Source organism: Burkholderia sp. AU6039 (assembly GCF_002223365.1).
GTDB lineage: Bacteria > Pseudomonadota > Gammaproteobacteria > Burkholderiales > Burkholderiaceae > Burkholderia.
Map to the genome: position 1 here is coordinate 2,086,448 of NZ_NKFK01000005.1, position 14,922 is coordinate 2,101,369.

Annotated in this window: 15 protein-coding genes; 1 reads left to right on the forward strand and 14 read right to left on the reverse strand. The window is 68.2% G+C overall.

Annotation, left to right across the window (positions count from 1 at the left end):
* Positions 1-31 precede the first annotated feature (31 nt).
* Entirely contained in the window at positions 32-958 is a 927-nt protein-coding gene (locus CFB39_RS27050; RefSeq protein WP_089475137.1) for an ADP-ribosylglycohydrolase family protein, read from the forward strand.
* Between the two features lie 125 nt (positions 959-1,083).
* Here the strand turns inward: CFB39_RS27050 and CFB39_RS27055 are convergent, their stop codons facing one another.
* The 14 genes from CFB39_RS27055 to CFB39_RS27120 form a co-directional block, all read right to left on the reverse strand.
* Positions 1,084-1,632 (reverse strand): GNAT family N-acetyltransferase, encoded by a 549-nt coding sequence (locus CFB39_RS27055; protein WP_089475138.1) that lies wholly within the window; start codon positions 1,630-1,632, stop codon positions 1,084-1,086.
* A gap of 179 nt (positions 1,633-1,811) precedes the next feature.
* On the reverse strand, positions 1,812-3,212 hold the full coding sequence (locus CFB39_RS27060) for an MFS transporter (protein ID WP_089475139.1): 1,401 nt from the start codon (positions 3,210-3,212) through the stop codon (positions 1,812-1,814).
* Between the two features lie 30 nt (positions 3,213-3,242).
* Positions 3,243-4,487: an NAD(P)/FAD-dependent oxidoreductase gene (locus CFB39_RS27065; RefSeq protein ID WP_089475140.1), complete on the reverse strand. Its 1,245-nt coding sequence runs from the start codon at positions 4,485-4,487 to the stop codon at positions 3,243-3,245.
* On the reverse strand, positions 4,484-5,446 hold the full coding sequence (locus CFB39_RS27070) for a VOC family protein (protein WP_089458496.1): 963 nt from the start codon (positions 5,444-5,446) through the stop codon (positions 4,484-4,486). The genes CFB39_RS27065 and CFB39_RS27070 overlap by 4 nt, the downstream gene beginning before the upstream one ends.
* Before the next feature lie 18 nt (positions 5,447-5,464).
* Positions 5,465-6,955, reverse strand: coding sequence for an aldehyde dehydrogenase (locus CFB39_RS27075; protein WP_089475141.1), 1,491 nt, complete (start codon positions 6,953-6,955; stop codon positions 5,465-5,467).
* A 72-nt stretch (positions 6,956-7,027) separates the two neighbouring features.
* Complete coding sequence (locus CFB39_RS27080; RefSeq protein ID WP_089458498.1) at positions 7,028-7,855, reverse strand: aspartate dehydrogenase; 828 nt, start codon at positions 7,853-7,855, stop codon at positions 7,028-7,030.
* Positions 7,848-9,515, reverse strand: a complete 1,668-nt coding sequence (locus tag CFB39_RS27085) for a thiamine pyrophosphate-binding protein (RefSeq protein ID WP_089475142.1) — start codon at positions 9,513-9,515, stop codon at positions 7,848-7,850. The genes CFB39_RS27080 and CFB39_RS27085 overlap by 8 nt, the downstream gene beginning before the upstream one ends.
* The gene (locus CFB39_RS27090; protein WP_089475143.1) at positions 9,508-10,305 is read right to left on the reverse strand and encodes an SDR family oxidoreductase; all 798 of its coding nucleotides are present in this window, start codon (positions 10,303-10,305) and stop codon (positions 9,508-9,510) included. Before CFB39_RS27090 ends, CFB39_RS27085 begins: the two co-directional genes overlap by 8 nt.
* Positions 10,302-11,159: an IclR family transcriptional regulator gene (locus CFB39_RS27095; RefSeq protein WP_089427173.1), complete on the reverse strand. Its 858-nt coding sequence runs from the start codon at positions 11,157-11,159 to the stop codon at positions 10,302-10,304. The genes CFB39_RS27090 and CFB39_RS27095 overlap by 4 nt, the downstream gene beginning before the upstream one ends.
* Before the next feature lie 79 nt (positions 11,160-11,238).
* Positions 11,239-12,135: an alpha/beta fold hydrolase gene (locus CFB39_RS27100; RefSeq protein ID WP_089475144.1), complete on the reverse strand. Its 897-nt coding sequence runs from the start codon at positions 12,133-12,135 to the stop codon at positions 11,239-11,241.
* Positions 12,136-12,153: 18 nt separating this feature from the next.
* Positions 12,154-12,681, reverse strand: coding sequence for a cupin domain-containing protein (locus CFB39_RS27105; protein ID WP_039344094.1), 528 nt, complete (start codon positions 12,679-12,681; stop codon positions 12,154-12,156).
* A gap of 37 nt (positions 12,682-12,718) precedes the next feature.
* Positions 12,719-13,489 (reverse strand): SDR family oxidoreductase, encoded by a 771-nt coding sequence (locus CFB39_RS27110; RefSeq protein ID WP_089475145.1) that lies wholly within the window; start codon positions 13,487-13,489, stop codon positions 12,719-12,721.
* Complete coding sequence (locus CFB39_RS27115) at positions 13,482-14,558, reverse strand: aromatic ring-hydroxylating dioxygenase subunit alpha (protein WP_089475146.1); 1,077 nt, start codon at positions 14,556-14,558, stop codon at positions 13,482-13,484. Before CFB39_RS27115 ends, CFB39_RS27110 begins: the two co-directional genes overlap by 8 nt.
* A gap of 52 nt (positions 14,559-14,610) precedes the next feature.
* On the reverse strand, positions 14,611-14,922 hold the full coding sequence (locus tag CFB39_RS27120) for a recombinase-like helix-turn-helix domain-containing protein (RefSeq protein WP_069251900.1): 312 nt from the start codon (positions 14,920-14,922) through the stop codon (positions 14,611-14,613).

Below are 14,922 nucleotides of genomic sequence, written 5' to 3' on the forward strand. Positions count from 1 at the left end.
ACGCAAGCCGTCCCAACCCGAACACCTTTCGATGACACCGATTCCGAACCGACGATCCCGCCTGCGCGGCGGCCTGCTTGGCCTGCTGATCGGCGACGCGCTCGGCGTGCCGTACGAATTCCACGACGCCGCTTCGATTCCGCCGCCTGCTGCGATCGACATGACCCCGCCGCCGCGCTTCGCTCGCGCGCACGACGGCGTACCGCCCGGCACCTGGAGCGACGACGGTGCGCAGGCGCTCGCGCTGCTCGACGCACTGCTGCGCGAGCACGACCTGAATCTCGATACGTTCGCCGGCAACCTGCTGGACTGGTTTCATCGCGGCGCATTCACGCCGGACGGCCGCGTATTCGACGTCGGCCTGCAGACGCAACGCGCGTTCCATGCGCTGGCGGCCGGCGCCGCGCCCGCAGTGGCCGGGCCCCGCGACGAGCGCGACAACGGCAACGGCTCGCTGATGCGCTGCTTCCCCGTCGTGATGGTCGCCGCGTCGTATGACGACGCGATCCGGCTCGCGTACAAGCAGAGTGTCGTCACGCATGGCCACGTGCGTTCGCAGCTTTGCTGCGCGCTCTATTGCCTGACGGCGCTGAGAATCGTCGATGGCCAGCTCGCACCCGATGCGGTGCGCACAGCAGAGGACGAACTGCTCGCGCGCTACGAAGGCACGGCCGACGAAATCGAACTGAAGATCGTGCTCGACGGCCGCTTCGACGCGCCGCAAGGATCGGGTTATGTGGTCGACAGTTTCTGGTCGGCGATCCATTGTCTGCTGTCCACGGGCAGCTACGAGGACTGCGTGAAGCGCGCGATCGCGCTCGGCAACGACACGGATACGACTGCGGCCATCGCCGGCGGCCTCGCCGGCGTGCTGTACGGCGAACAGGCGTTGCCCGATCGATGGGTTGCAACGCTGCGCGGGAAAGACAAGGTCGAGGGCTGGCTCGCGAAGTTGTGAATACAACCTCATCGGCCGGCCGCCGGGTCGAACCTGGCGGGCCGAATCCGATTGCCGCGCGTCGTTGCATCAACGCGTGCGCGATCGTTCCTGCCGCGCAATGATCCGCTGCTGCAGGCGCCGCATCAGCGCCGGTCGCTCGCGAGCAACCCGTACAGCGCGCTGTCCGACACTTCGTCGCCGACGATCCAGCGTTCGCGCAGCAGCCCTTCCCGCACGAAGCCCAGCCGTTCGAGCAGCCCCGCGGACGCGACGTTGCGCGGGTCGATATCGGCTTCGAGCCGGTTCAGCCGCAGTGTGCCGAAGGCATGATCGATCATGGCCGACGCCGCCTCGCGCATATATCCGCCGCGCCAGTACTTTCGCCGCAGGCTGAAGCCGATCTCGGCGCGCCGGCATTGCGCGTTCGCATGGAACAGCGCGCATTCGCCGAGCGCTTCGCCGGTTTCCCGCAGTTCGAGCACGCAGGTCAGGCTCTCCCCGCTCGCGGACGTCTGCACGTTGCGCGCGACGCGCGCCTCGGCCTGCTCGATCTGCGTCATCGGCGAGAACGAGAAATAGCGCATCGCTTCCGCATCGGACCAGATCTCGAAGAAAGTCGGCGCGTCGGCGTCGCGAAGCGGCCGCAGGATGAGGCGGGAGGTATTCAGCGTGACGGGTTCGAACAAAGACATGGCGACGGTCGGTCGAAAAACGGGATCGTGAATTAGAACACGCGAGCCGCTAGTCGGCCATTGCATGCGTTCACACGCCCCGCCCCGGCGCGGCGCGGCGCGGCACCCCGATCGCCGCCAGATAAAAAGGCCCGGGCATCGCCCGGGCCTCTCCACCTCATCCGTTACCGCCGCCACCCTTACGCTTCGAGCGCCTCCAGCACCTTACCCTTCGTCTCAATCCCGACGAAGTGCACGGTCACCGCCGCGATCAGCGGCACGATGCCGATCAGGTAGAACGCCGGCGCGAGATTCCCGCCGATGATCGCGTGCGGCACCACCATCGGCGCGACGAACGACGCGATCTTCAGCCATGCGCTGCCGAGCCCGCAGCCCGACGCGCGGATGCTCGTCGGATACTGCTCCGGCGTATAGACGTACGCGGTAATGAACCCCGACGCCATCAACCCGAGCGACAGCGAGCAGAAGATCGACACGACATACACCGACGACGCGTGATAGAAGCCCGCGAACGCCAGCGACAGCGCGCACAGCACGAACGACCACACGATCACCGGCTTGCGGCCGAGCTTGTCGACGAGCAGCGCCGACGCCAGCGACCCAAGCACGCCCATCACCGAGCCGATCACCGCGAGGTTCAGCGCGAGCTGCAGCGGCGCGTGATAGAAGTTCTTGTAGATCGTCGGCAGCCACGTCGACAGCCCGTACTGGATGAACCCGCAGGTCGCCCACAACGTCGCCACCGCGAGCGTGCGCTTGCGATACGCGGCGCTGAACAGGTCGCTCATCTTGCGCTTCGGATGCTGGCGCACCATCTCGTCGAACGCCGCTGCCTGCGTGACCGGCGGCAGTTCGCCGCGCACCGACGCTTCGAACACGCCGACCGCCCGCCCGGCTTCCGGGAGCCGCCCGCGCGACGCGAGCCAGCGCGGCGATTCGGGCACGAGGCGCGTGAGCACCAGCGACAGGATCAGCGGCAGCCCGCCGACGAAGTACATGATTTCCCAGCCGAAGCGCGGCACCAGCCACGCACCGAGCGCCATCGACACGAGCAGGCCGATCGGGAACACGATCTCGTACAGCAGCACGAAGCGGCCGCGGCCATGGGCGCGCGTGATCTCGTTGATGTACGTCGCGGCAACCGGCAACTCGCCGCCCAGGCCCAGACCCTGCAAAATCCGCAGCAGCACGAAGATCTCGAAGGTCGGCGCGAAGCCGCACGCGATGCTCGTGATGCCGATCACCGCCGAGCTCCACGCGATCGCCTTCACGCGACCGTGCTTCTCCGCCAGCGCGGGAAACAGGAAGGCGCCGATCAGCTGGCCGATCGCGCCGGACGCGATCAGCATGCCGATCTGTGTCGGCGACAGCCCCCATTTGTGAATCAGCAGCGGCAGCGTCGCCGCGATCGTGATCACGTCGAAGCCGTCGAAGAACGTCGCGGTGCCGATCAGCACGCGCGCGCGGATCTGCATCGCGTTGGCGGGAAGCCGCTCGAGCCGCGCGATGATCGCGCCGGGCGTGGAGGCGGCAGCTTCCATCGTGGCGCGACCGGCCACGACGTTGTCGAAAGTGCTCATGCGGGGAGTCTCCTGTGTCTCGTCGCCCGGTCAGGCCAGTGTCCTGCTCGTGTCTGCCAGGGCTTCCGTATCCACTGCCCGGCCCTGGTTCATCCACTTGCGCGCGAGCTTCAGCTCACGCGCGTTGTTGACGGCGATGACACCTCTCACATGTCCTTCGCCTACGAAAAACAGCGTCGCGCGGCGCGCGGCAAGATCGCCGCGCACGACGAGCTGCGCATCGGCCGGCAGATCACCGAGGATCTGCAGGTTCACGTCGTACTGATCGGACCAGAACCACGGAATCTCCGCGTACGGGGCGCGCACGCCGAGCACGGCCTTCGCCGCCGCGATCGCCTGGTTCTGCGCGTTGGCCCACGATTCGAGCCGCACGCGCCGCTTCAGCCAGCCGTTGTGATGGTTCGCGACGTCGCCGCACGCGAAGATCGCCGGGTCGCTGGTCGCGCCGAATTCGTCGACGACGATGCCGTCGTCGATCGCCAGCCCCGCGTCGCTCGCGAGCGACGCGTTCAGCGCGAGGCCGATGCCGGCCACCGCGAAATCGGCGTCGATCGTCGTGCCGTCGGCGAGCGTCGCGCGCACCTTCGACGCGTCGTCCGGCTGCGCGTCGAGCGACGCGAGCGCCGCGCCGAGGCGGACGTCGACACCGTTCGCGCGGTGCAGGTCGAGCAGGAAATCCGACACGATCTGCGGCACCGAGCGGCCGCACAGCCGCGGCGCGCCTTCGACGACCACCGCCTCGACGCCGAGCTTGCGCGCGGTCGCCGCGACTTCGAGGCCGATCCAGCCGCCGCCGATCACGAGCACGCGCCGGCTCGCACGCAGCTTCTCGCCGAGCGCGGCCGCTTCGTCGAGCGTGCGCAGGTAATGCAGATTCGGGGTCCTCACGAGTGCGTCCGGCAAGCGGCGCGACGTGCCGCCGGTCGCAATCACGAGGCGGTCGTACTCGATCTCGCGGCCGCTTTCGGTTGTCACGACGCGGCGTGCGCGGTCGATCGATGCGGCGCGCTCCGGCTGCCATGCTTCCACGTTCAGCGCGTCGAATTCGTCCGGACGGACGACGCGCACGGTTTCGATGTCGGCGTCGCCGGCCAGCACGGCCTTCGACAACGGCGGCCGCTCGTACGGCAGATGCGGTTCATCCGCGATCATCACGAGGCGGCCCGCAAAGCCTTCCGCGCGCAGCGTCTTCAACACCCAGCCGGCAGCCTGGCCGCCGCCGATCACGACGACCGTGCCGGGCGCGGCATGCTCCTGTGCGTTCCCTTCGCTCATGATTTCCGCTCCGTCATGAACTTGCCTTCCGGCGCCTTCGCGTTCTTCTGCCGGCGCGTGTTGCCGTCGAGGCCGCCGTCGACCGCCCATTCGGCGAACACCGTCGGGCCCGGCTCGAATTCTCGCGGCTGCCATTCGGGCGTCAGCACGTCTTCATCCGCGTAGTACTCGATCAGCGCGCCGGCCGGGTTCTGGAAGTACCAGAAGTACGCGGACGACACCGGGTGGCGGCCCGGGCCGAGTTGCGTTTCCCAGCCGCAGCGGTCGATGTGCATGCCGCCGCCGAACACCTCGTGGATGTCGCGCACGGTGAAGGCGACGTGGTTCAGGCCACGTTTGCCGTTCGGCAGCGCGAGCAGGAACAGGTCGTGGTGGCCGCCGTGCGGCGCGCAGCGCATGAACGCGCCGCGGCCCGGGTAACGGTCGGACGTCTCGAAGCCGAGCAGCTCGTGATAGAACTTTTCCTGCGCGTCGAGGCAGTTCGTGAAGAACACCACGTGCCCGACCTCGACAGGCTCCGCGCGCGCATAGATCGGGCTCGGCTGGTCGACGCGCAGCGTCTGGCCCCACACGTTCGACGGCGAGCCCGTGATGTCGAGTGCGCGCTTGCGCGTGACTTCGATGCGGATCGCCATCCCGTTCGGGTCGATGCAGCCGACCGCGTCGTCCTGCGCGTAATAACCGGGCTGGCCGGCGAGCTTCGTGCGCAGCGCGTCGAGTTCCTGCCGCGTCGCGACGCCCCACGTGACTTCCCGCAGCGTCGGCCCCGCTTCGAACGCGGGCGGCAGCGACGGATCGTCGGCCTTGACGGCCAGCACGGTGCAGCCGTTCAGCGTCTCGAAGCGTGCGCGCGTGTCGTCGTGCGAGACTTCCTTCATCCCCCAGTCGGCGAAAAAGCGCCGGCAGGTCGCGAGGTCGTCGACGCCGTACGTGATCTGCTCGATTCCCAAAATGCTCATTGCGTCATTCCCCTTCGCTCAGTTCGCCCACGGCAGCGGCGCGTCGTTCAAGCCCCAGTAGAGGCTCTTCTGCTGCATGTACTCGCGGATGCCGAGACGCCCCTTCTCGCGCCCCATCCCGCTCTCCTTCCAGCCCGAGAACGGCGTGGAGATCGAAAACAGCTTGTACGTGTTGATCCAGACGGTGCCCGTCTCCAGCGCGCGTGCGATGCGCCATGCGCGCTTGTAGTCGCGCGTCCAGATGCCGGCCGCCAGGCCGAACACGCTGTCGTTCGCCTGCGCGATCAGCGACGCTTCGTCGTCGAACGGCATCGCGACGAGCACCGGGCCGAAGATTTCTTCCTGGCAGATGCGCGCGCTGTTCGGCAAACCTTCGAGAATCGTCGGCTGATAGAAGAAGCCGTGCTCGCGCCCGTCGCCCGCAGGCCGCTCGCCGCCGCACAGCAGGCGGCCGCCTTCCTCGAGACCGAGCGCCACGTAGCGCTCCACCGATTCTCGATGCTTCGCGGTGATCAGCGGCCCCATCTGCGTGTCGGGCCGCGTCGGGTCGCCCACGCGCAGCTTGCGTGCGCCCGCGACCAGGCGCTTCATGAATTCGTCGTACACCGAACGTTGCACGAACAACCGCGAACCCGCGATGCACGCTTCGCCCGACGAGCTGAAGATGCCGTACAGCACGCCGTTGACCGCGTGGTCGAGATCGGCGTCGTCGCACACGATGGTCGGCGACTTGCCGCCGAGTTCGAGCGACACGGGCATCAGCTTCTCGGCCGCGATGCGCGCGATGCCGCGGCCCACTTCGGTGCCGCCGGTGAACGACACCTTCTTCACCAGCGGATGACGCACGAGCACGTCGCCGATCACCGAACCCTTGCCCGGCAGCACGCTCAGCACGCCCTTCGGCACGCCCGCTTCCTCGCAGATGCGCGCCAGCGCGAGCGACACGAGCGGCGTGACTTCGGCCGGCTTCAGCACCACCGCGTTGCCGCCCGCCAGCGCCGGCGCGAGCTTCTGCGCATCGGACGCGATCGGCGAATTCCACGGCGTGATCGCCGCGATCACGCCGATGGGCTCGTACACGCTCATCGTCAGGTAGTCGCCGCGCGACGGCGTCAGTTCCTCGTCGAGCGTTTCGAGGCACGCCGCGAAATAGCGGAACGTGTTCGCGGCGCTCGCCACCAGCACGCGCGTCTCGCCGATCGGCTTGCCGTTGTCGCGGCGCTGCAGGTTCGCGAGGGCCTCGTGGCGCTGCATGATCAGATCGGCGATGCGGTACAGCACCTGCGCGCGCTGGTGCGGCTTCAGCCCGGCCCAGTCGGCGCGGCGCCATGCGGCGTCGGCGGCCACGGCGGCTTCGGCCGCGTCGTCCGCATTCGCGGTCGACACTTCCATGTTCAGCGACTGGTCGGCCGGATAGATGCTCGCGTAAGGCGCGCCACGGCCGCGCCGCCATTCGCCGCCGATCAGGATGTTGCCGTCGGGTACGAGGCTCGTATCGAAAGGAGTCATGTCACAAGTCCCACAAATCTGTCTCTGCACGTCCGCCCTCGCCGTGGCGCGGGCAGGCATTCAATGGCCCGGTCAGATCACGCAGCGGGCCGCGCGGTTGCGCAGCGCGCGGATCGCGCTGTACGCCGTCAGCGCGGACGTCTTCGGGTTGTCGGGCAGCGGCTTGCCGCTCATTTCCAGCGACATCTCGCCGAATGCGCCGCGCGCGGTGATGCGGTGCACGTTGCGCTCGACCGCCGGATCGGCGATCAGGCGCACGTGCGTCGCGTCGAGGCCGAGGCCCGCAAGCGCGACGGTGGCCGCGACGTTCGCGTTCTTCGGATACAGGCGCGCGGCATCGCGCGCGCTGCCTTCGAAGATCACCTTTTCCCCGGTCATCGCGCGCAGGTCGCACAACTCCTCGGCGGGCGTGCCGAGCCAGCCGAGCGGCGGCTTGCGGCCCACGTACAGCACTTCGTCGAGGCCGCCCTGCTTCGCGGACGCCAGCGCGTCGATCCCGCCGATCGCGCCGGACAGCAGCGTGACCGTCGCGTCGCCCTCGTCGGCCGCCTGTGCGAGCACGTCGAGCAGCGCGAGATCGGACAGCGCGCCGATCGACGCGACCGCGCAATCGGTGCCGGCTTTCAGCAGCGGCACGACGTGATCGACGAGCGCGCTGTGGCCCGCGCATTCGAGCGCGAACTCGGGGCGGCGGGCCAGTGCGTCGACCGACGACACGACCTCCACCGCGCCGCCCAGCACGCCCTGCACCGCCGCGCGCTGGTGTTCCGGCACGATCACGTGCGCGACGCGCAGCGACGCATCGTGCTCGACCGCGTGGTACACGGCCGCGCCGATCGCACCGAAGCCGATCATCGCGACGTCGACAGGGGCGTGAGCCCGCTTTTGCCCGTTAAGCATATTGGCGCTCCGACGGCTCTTCCTTCTTGACCGGCGGGCCTGCGAAGTTCGATGCGAACGCGCCGACCGACAGCATGTCGACCTCGACCATCACCGGGCCTGCCTTCGCCATCCCTTCGCGCACGATCGCTTCCGCGTCGTCGAGCGACGTGATCCGGTAGTGCGTGAGGCCGAAGCTCGCGCAGAACTGCGCGAAATCGGGCTGGTGCAGCTGCACGAAACAGCGGCGACCACCGTAGTGCGCGTCCTGGATGTTGCGGATCACGCCGTAGCACTGGTCGTTCATCAGCACGATCATCACGTTCGCGTTTTCCTGCACGGCCGTGACGAGCTCGCCGACGTTGACCATCAGGCCACCGTCGCCGACGAGGCAGACCGTCTTCGCCGCCGCATCCGCCAGCGCCGCGCCGATGCCCATCTGGATGCCCTGGCCGATGCCGCCGCCGAGCGCATGCACGCCCGAGCGCGGCTCGAAGATCTTCAGCAGGCGGTTGCCCCACGTGCTGTTCGAGATCGTCACGTCGCGCACCCAGTTGTAGTCGCGACCGACCGCGCCCTGCAGCGTATCGACGAGCTGCTTGTACGGCCCGAGGCCCTTCGACACGTCGGCCACCGCCTGCTCGCGGGCGGCCGCGAGATCGGCCGCGAACTGCGGATCGACCGACAGGCGGCCTTCGAGCTGGTCGGCCAGCTCGGCCAGCACACGCTTCGAATCGCCGTGCACGAACAGTTCGTTGCGATAGCCGCGGTTGTCGGCGAGCGCGTCGGCGTCGATGCGGAACAGCGGCTGCGGCAGCGCGAGCTTGTACTTCAGCGTTTCGTTGCCGCGCAGGCGCGAGCCGACGACGACGAGCGCATCGCAGGTCTTGTAGAACGCTTCGACGGACGCGTGCACGTTGAACGCGCCGAGCGTCGCCGGGTGATCTTCGGGCAGCACGCCGCGGCCCTGCACGCTCGTCACGACGCCGAAGCCGAGCTTCACGAGGCGCTCGACTTCCTCGCGTGCGTGGCGCGCGCCGCCGCCGAGCCACAGCAGCGGGCGGCGCTTGGCCGCGAGGGCATCGGCGAGCTTCGCGACGCGAGCGGTGTCGTGCTCGCGCACCGCGACGTGTGCCGGCGCGAGGTCTTCCGGCCATTCGATTTCAGCGGCCTGGATGTCGATCGGAATCTCGACCGACACGGGGCCCGTCGGCGCGGTCTGCGCAATGCGCACGGCTTCGCGGATCGTCGGCAGCACGGTTTCGACGGTGCGCACGCGGAACGCGGCCTTCGAGATCGAATGCAGCATCGACAACTGGTCCGGCGCTTCATGGATGTACGCGAGATCCTGGTCGAGGTACGGCGTCTCGATCTGCCCCGTGACGTGCAGCAGCGCGGTGCCGGCCGTCAGCGCCTCGACCATCGCGCCGGCCGCGTTGCCCGCCGCCGTGCCCGTGCTCGTGAACGCGACGCCGAGGCCGCCCGACACGCGGGCCAGGCCGTCGGCCATGTTCAACGCACCGGCTTCACCGCGTGCACCGACATACCGGATGTTGCCGCGCGAGTTGATCGCGTCGAGGATCGGCATGTTGTGAATCGAGATGACACCGAATGCGGTCTTCACGCCGCACTGCTCGAGAAAGGCGGCAATCAGCTCGCCAACCGTGGTTTTTTTAGACATGGCGTGCAAAGCCTCCAGAAACGTCGATATGGCTGCCCGTCGTGTACGACGACAGATGCGTTGCGAGATAAAAGAGTGCCCAGGCGGCCTCGTCAGGCTTGCCGAAGCGGTTCAGCGGAATGTTCTTCGTGCGGGCGAGCGCGCCCGTCCAGTCCTCCCAGCTTTCACCGGACTGCGCCTGCGTTTCGTAACGGCGGCGCCACTGGCCCGATTCGACGATGCCGATCAGGATCGAGTTCACGCGGATACGCTGCGGCGCGAGTTCGGTCGCGAGCGACTTCACGAGGCTCAGCACGCCCGCGCGCGCCGACGACGTCGCGACCATGTGCGGCTCCGGCTGCAGCGCGAGCAGCGAGTTCACGCAGGTGATCGTCGGCGCCTGCGCGTCGCGCAGCAGCGGCAGGAACGCGCGCGTCGGGCGGATGATGCTGAAATACTTCAGTTCGAGTTCTTCGCGCCACGCGTCGTCGGTCGTGTCGGCGAAGGTCGACACGCGGCCCTGGCCAGCGTTGTTGACCAGCATGTCGGCACGGCCGAAGCGCGCCGATACGGCTTGCGCAAACGCGGCCACATCGGCTTCGTCGAGCACGTTGCAGCGCGCGGCGAGCAGTTGCGCGCCCGGATACTTTTCAACGAGCATCGCTTCGGCGCGGGCGAGGCGCTCGCTGTCGCGGCCGCAAATCGCGACTGACGCGCCCGCCTGCAGGAACCGTTCGGCGGTCGCGAGGCCGATGCCGGACGAACCGCCCGTCACCACCGCCACCTGCCCGGTCAGATCGATCTGGATCATCGGAGTCCTAATGCCTTGAGAAACGTGTGCTCGTCATCCGAGCGGTAATTGAGCCGCCGCGACAGTTCCGCCGCCGCGCGCTGCACCTTGTCGATCAGGCCGTCCGCGATCAGCGCCGCGTCGATTTCCGGCCTCGGCACCGTCACGGTGATGCACGCGACGATCTTCTGCGTCTCGTTGCGCACCGGCGCGGTGACCACCGAGATGCCGCGCTCGAACGACGAATTGCTGACGCCGTAGCCGCGCAGCGCATCCTCGCGGATCACTTCGTACAGCGCGTCGACCGTTTCCGGCGTCGCGTTCGTCATCCGGTTCAGCGCGCCTTCCGGATACAGCGCATGCAGCTCCTTCAGCGACAGGTCGCCCATCAGCACGTGGCCGTGCGTCGTCGCATGCGCGGGCAAGCGCGTGCCGACGTTCACGCGGATCGAGCTGAACACCGGCGCCTGGCTCTGCGCCTTCGCGACGAACACCACGTCACGACCATCGCGGATCACGATGTGCGTCGTGAAGCCGGTCGCATCGCGCAGGCTTTCGATCACGGGCAGGCCGAGATCGGTCAGCTCCAGCGAGCTCAGGTATTCGAAGCCGAGCCGCAGCACGGCGATGCCGAGCTTGTAGTTGCGATCCTTGTCCGCACGCTCGAGGAAGCCGAGCGATTCGAGCGTCTGCAGCAGACGGAATACCGTCGTGCGCGGAATGCCGAGCCGCTTCGACAATTCGGGCGCGCCGAGCACGGGCTCGCGCGGCGAGAACTCGGCGAGAATCCGCAACCCGCGTTCGAGGCCGGGGACCACGTAGCTGGCTTCGGCCTTGCCGCTTTCGAGTTCGGGTTGTTGCAGCGGTTCGTTCATGATGCCTCCCGCCGGGCCGCCCCAAGGGAGGCATCCGCCCCCTCGGGGGGCAGCGAACGAACGTGAGCGTGGGGGTAGTTCATACGAGTCCCCGCTGTTGGTCGCACTGACGGCAGAACGTGTCGATCAGTGCGGAATAGACGGCCGGTGCTTCCACGTAGCCGGCATGGCCTGCTTGCGGAATCACCTGCAGCCCGACGTGCGCGGCCGCGGCGATCCGCTCGCATGCAGCAGGCGGCGTGATCGCGTCGTTCGCGCCGACGGCCACGGCCGTGCGGCCGCGAAAGCCGGCGAGATCGGTCGCGAGATCGGCGTTCGCAAGCAGATGCGTGGCCTGCGCGTAGCCGGCCGGCACGATGCGCGCCATGTTCCACCGCACCCACGCACGCGCATCCTCGTTCGCGAAACCGGACAGCATGTTGCCGCTGCGCTGCTCGGCGAGCCCGGCCGGGCCGAGTTCGGCGAGCATCGCGAGCCGCGCGTCGCGGCGCGATTCGCGCGTTTCAGCCGGTGCGCTGCCGTAGCCGCCCGCGGGCGACACCAGCAGCAGGCCGGCGATCCGCGCGGGCATCACGCGGACGAGACCGCCCGCGATGATCGCGCCGAGCGAATGACCGACCAGCACGCAGCGTTCGATGCCGAGTGCCTCGAGCCACGCGTTCAGCGATGCCGCGTAATCGGCGGCTGCCGGCGACGCGCCGTGCACCGGCGTCGACACGCCGTAACCGGGCGCATCCCACGCGAGCACGCGCCGCGATGCGCCGAGCGTGTCGAGCTGGCGGACCCACGATGCGGCGCCCGAGCCGATGCCGTGCAGCAGCACGACGGGCAGCGCACGGCCTGCATGCTGCGCGCCGGCCTCGCGATAACCGATCGTGCCCGCCGCGCCGGCCGCGCAACGCTGTTCCGGAAACTGCCCGAGCAGCGCGGCGAACGCCGCGGTGCGGTCGCGTTCACGTTTGTCGATGACACTCATTGCTTCACCTGCTCCGTCTCAGCGCTTGATCTTCGCGAGCGGCGAATCGGGCGGATAGGTCGGCGTGACCGGCTTCGGCGAACCGAGCATCACGCACATCAGCGCATCTTCCTCGCCGATGTTGATTTCCGTGCGATACACGCCCGGCGGCACCGAGATCAGGTCGCGCTCGCCGAGGATCGCTTCCCACGTCTCGCCGTCACGCTCGCAGATCACCTTCATCTTGCCGCGCAGCACGAAGAAGATTTCCTCGACGTCCATGTGGATGTGGCTCGGGCCGATGTTGCCGGCCGGGATGACCATCGTCGAGAACGTGAAGCCGCCGGCCGGCACCGTGTTGACGTCCTTCGCGACGCCCGTGCCGCCCGTGCCGACGTAGCGCATCTGCGCACGGCGGTACTTCGGGTCGTAGTCGGCCTGGAACTTCAGTGCGTCCCAGTCGTAGCGACGGGTTGCGTAGCGCGCCACGCGCCCTTCCATCCAGTCGTTGAAGCTTGCGCCTTCCGGCTGGTCCCACGACTTGCGTTCGAGATCGGCGTCCGCCATCGTCCTCTCCTTCATCAGAGTGAAAACTTCAATTCAATCAATTCATCACGAAGCCGCCGTTCACCGGCAGCAGTTGACCCGTCACGAAGCGCGCGCCGTCCGACAGCAGGAACAGCACGGGGCCCGTCACGTCGTCGGGCACCTGCGCACGCGTCAGCGCGCGGCCCTGCAGGTAGAACGCGTGGCGCTCGGCCGGCACGTAGGCGGTCGCCTCGACTTCGGTCAGCCCCGGCGCGATCGCATTGACCGTCACGCCGTGCGCGCCGAACTCGCGTGCCTGCGCATGCGTCATCGCGATCACCGCGCCCTTGCTCGCGACGTACGCGAGCAGCTTCGGCGCGCCCCACAGTGCTGTGTCCGACGCGAGGTTCACGATCGCGCCGCGGCCCGACTGCGCGAGATACGGCAGCGCCGCATTGCTGACGAGCCACACGCCGCGCACGTTCACGTTCATCACGGCGTCCCACGTCGACACGTCGAGCTCGGTCGACAGCTTGCCGCCCGAGTTCGTGATCGCCGCGTTGTTGATCAGCGCATCGACGCCGCCGAGCGCCGCCGCGCCCTGCGCGACGAACGCGGTGACGCTCGCCGGATCGGCGAGATCGAGCGCGAAGCAATGCACGACATGGCCGGCTTCGGCGAGTTGCGCGGCCAGCGCGCGGCCTTCGTCGGCCAGCACGTCGCCGAACGCGACCTGCGCGCCCGCTTCGACGAGCGCCTTCACGAACGCCGCGCCGAGCCCGCGCGCGCCACCCGTCACGAGCACGCGGCGCCCCGTGAGCGACACGACCGGAGCGCGCTCAGCCATTTGCCGGCTCCGAGGCGGCCTGCGCCTGCGCCGCGCGATGTGCGTCGAGCGCCGCAAGATGCTCCTGCGCACGGGTGCGCAGCATCCGGCGCACGCGCGTCATGCCGACGTCGTGCTGGTACAGGTATTCGTGATCGCGCGCATTCGGCGCGAGGCTTTCGAGGACGTAGCGGTCCTGCTCGAGCACGTCCCAGTGCAGGCCCTCGAGGCGGTTGCGGTACATGAAGCGCCACACGTCGCGCTGCCAGCCGCTGACCTTGCGGGTGCGCCAGAAGTAGACCTGGCAGTTGTCGCCGTCGACCGGCGTCGCGAAGCCGATGATCCCGAAGTTGCCGCCCGGGCCGAACTTCTGCTTGTACGGGATCGCGAGGCGCATCCACAGGCAGCCCGTTTCACCAAGCTCGACCCAGTCGAAGTTCACGTCGCGCTGGCCGATCTTCTCGAACATCAGGCCCGTTTCCGTCTTGCGCACGCGCATGTCGGCCTGCTTGTCGCCTTCGGCCATCGAGTGCGAGGTGGCATGCAGGTACGCGCCGTGCATCGGGTCCATCACGTTGTCGATCGCGTACTGGTAATTGCACTTCCAGTTCGACACGCACAGGAAGTGGCCGTACGCGTCGTCGACCAGTTCCTCGGGCAGGTTCAGCGGCGCCGGCTCGCCGTGCGCTTCGTCGCCGAACCACAGGAAGATCGCGCCGGCCTTCTCCTCGACCGGATACGACTTCACGCACTTCGTGCCTTCGAGCGGACAGTTCGATACGGCCGGCACGCGGTTGACCGTGCCGCCGCCGTCGACTTCGATGCCGTGATACCAGCACGCGATGTTGCCGCCCAGGTTCCAGCCGAGCGACAGGCGTGCGCCGCGGTGCGGGCAGCGATCCTCGAGCGCATGGACCTTGCCGTCGTGATCGCGCCACAGCACGATCTGCTCGGACAGGCGCGTGAGGCCGACCGGTGCATTCGACACCTGCCAGCTCGGCGCGACGGGATACCAGTAGTTCTTGATGCCGCGGTCGAGATAGGCACGGACCGGGTCGTGTTGTGCTGCGTGTTGTTCGGGGGACGTCATCAGTGTGCTCCGGATGCGGTTGTCGTCGGGTCGGCGGTCGGCGCTTACGCGGTCATTCCGCGAGCGAGGCCATTTCGGCGCGGAAGCGCTCAGGTGTCCAAACCGTGCCGTCCGGCGCGCGGAAGCCGATGCGGTTCAGGCCCGCGACGACCTCGTCCAGCTCGGTCGCGCCGGCTTCGAACACGCGTTCGAGCGCATCGCCGAGGTCGTTTTCATACTGGGTCGGGGCGGCCTTGCGGTTCTGCCAGACCTGGTTCTCGACCTGGCCGGGGATCTCGATCTGCCCCTTGCCCGCGACGTTGTTCGGCTGCGGCGCCACCCACGGCTTCAGGAAGGGATTGAAATTCACGGTCGCTTCTTTCAT

Coding starts and splice junctions, on each gene's coding strand:
- CFB39_RS27115 (WP_089475146.1), bottom strand. CDS start 14,558: ATGACGTCCCCCGAACAACACGCAGCACAACACGACCCGGTCCGTGCC.
- CFB39_RS27070 (WP_089458496.1), bottom strand. CDS start 5,446: ATGAGCATTTTGGGAATCGAGCAGATCACGTACGGCGTCGACGACCTC.
- CFB39_RS27065 (WP_089475140.1), bottom strand. CDS start 4,487: ATGAGCGAAGGGAACGCACAGGAGCATGCCGCGCCCGGCACGGTCGTC.
- CFB39_RS27055 (WP_089475138.1), bottom strand. CDS start 1,632: ATGTCTTTGTTCGAACCCGTCACGCTGAATACCTCCCGCCTCATCCTG.
- CFB39_RS27080 (WP_089458498.1), bottom strand. CDS start 7,855: ATGCTTAACGGGCAAAAGCGGGCTCACGCCCCTGTCGACGTCGCGATG.
- CFB39_RS27095 (WP_089427173.1), bottom strand. CDS start 11,159: ATGAACGAACCGCTGCAACAACCCGAACTCGAAAGCGGCAAGGCCGAA.
- CFB39_RS27090 (WP_089475143.1), bottom strand. CDS start 10,305: ATGATCCAGATCGATCTGACCGGGCAGGTGGCGGTGGTGACGGGCGGT.
- CFB39_RS27060 (WP_089475139.1), bottom strand. CDS start 3,212: ATGAGCACTTTCGACAACGTCGTGGCCGGTCGCGCCACGATGGAAGCT.
- CFB39_RS27075 (WP_089475141.1), bottom strand. CDS start 6,955: ATGACTCCTTTCGATACGAGCCTCGTACCCGACGGCAACATCCTGATC.
- CFB39_RS27105 (WP_039344094.1), bottom strand. CDS start 12,681: ATGGCGGACGCCGATCTCGAACGCAAGTCGTGGGACCAGCCGGAAGGC.
- CFB39_RS27110 (WP_089475145.1), bottom strand. CDS start 13,489: ATGGCTGAGCGCGCTCCGGTCGTGTCGCTCACGGGGCGCCGCGTGCTC.
- CFB39_RS27085 (WP_089475142.1), bottom strand. CDS start 9,515: ATGTCTAAAAAAACCACGGTTGGCGAGCTGATTGCCGCCTTTCTCGAG.
- CFB39_RS27100 (WP_089475144.1), bottom strand. CDS start 12,135: ATGAGTGTCATCGACAAACGTGAACGCGACCGCACCGCGGCGTTCGCC.
- CFB39_RS27050 (WP_089475137.1), top strand. CDS start 32: ATGACACCGATTCCGAACCGACGATCCCGCCTGCGCGGCGGCCTGCTT.
- CFB39_RS27120 (WP_069251900.1), bottom strand. CDS start 14,922: ATGAAAGAAGCGACCGTGAATTTCAATCCCTTCCTGAAGCCGTGGGTG.